At 61.0% G+C, this 1,150-nt stretch carries 1 protein-coding gene; it reads left to right on the top strand.

Translation table 11 applies throughout. From position 1 onward, the window contains the following. A partial coding sequence (locus tag JV551A3_RS30495) for an efflux RND transporter permease subunit (protein ID WP_133979387.1) occupies window positions 1–1,150 on the top strand: 1,150 nt, incomplete at both ends.

Genomic DNA, 1,150 nt, shown 5'->3' with positions numbered 1-1,150 from the left:
CCGACTGGGCACTCAAGCATCAATCGTTCGTCTGGTACCTGATGTTCGTTGGCCTGCTGATGGGGATCTTCTCCTACTTCAACCTGGGCCGTGAGGAAGACCCGTCATTCACCATCAAGACCATGGTCATCCAGACCCGCTGGCCCGGCGCGACCCAGGACGAAACCCTGTACCAAGTCACCGACCGCATCGAGAAGAAGCTCGAGGAACTCGATTCCCTCGACTACACCAAAAGCTACACCCGCCCCGGCGAATCCACGGTCTACGTGTACCTGCGCGACACCACCAAGGCCAAGGACATTCCGGATATCTGGTACCAGGTGCGCAAGAAGATCCAGGACATTCGCGGTGAATTCCCTGCGGGTATCCAGGGGCCCGGGTTCAACGATGAATTCGGCGATGTGTTTGGTTCCATCTACGCCTTCACCGCCGACGGTCTGACCCTGCGCCAGCTGCGCGACTACGTGGAACAGGCGCGGGCCGAGGTGCGTGATGTGCCCAACATCGGCAAGATCGAGCTGATCGGCACCCAGGACGAAGTGCTGTACCTGAACTTCTCCACCCGCAAGCTGGCAGCCCTTGGCATCGACCAGCGTCAGGTCATGCAGGCCCTGCAATCGCAAAACGCCGTGACCCCTGCCGGCGTGATCGAGGCTGGGCCGGAACGTATCTCGGTGCGTACCTCCGGGCAGTTCACCTCGGAAAAGGACCTGCAAACCGTCAATTTGAAGATCAACGACCGCTTCTTCCGCCTGGCCGACATCGCCGATATCGAGCGCGGCTACGTCGATCCCCCTTCACCGATGTTCCGCTACAACGGCCAGACGGCGTTAGGCCTGGCCATCGGCATGAAGGCTGGCGGCAATATCCAGGTGTTCGGTGCAGCGCTGAAGAAGCGCATGGACCAAGTGGTCGAAGACCTGCCCGTGGGCGTCGGGGTGCATACCGTTTCCGACCAGGCCGTGGTGGTAAAGCAAGCGGTCGGCGGCTTCACCAGTGCGCTGTTCGAGGCGGTGGTGATCGTGCTGGCGGTGAGTTTCGTCAGCCTCGGCGTGCGTGCCGGGCTGGTGGTGGCCTGCTCGATCCCGCTGGTGCTGGCCATGGTGTTCGTGTTCATGGAATACAGCGGTATCACCATGCAGCGGATTTC

Origin of the sequence: Pseudomonas inefficax (assembly GCF_900277125.1) — a bacterium.
Taxonomy (GTDB): domain Bacteria; phylum Pseudomonadota; class Gammaproteobacteria; order Pseudomonadales; family Pseudomonadaceae; genus Aquipseudomonas; species Aquipseudomonas inefficax.
Note: the sequence above shows the minus strand (reverse complement) of the source record. Positions and strands in the feature narration are given on the sequence as shown.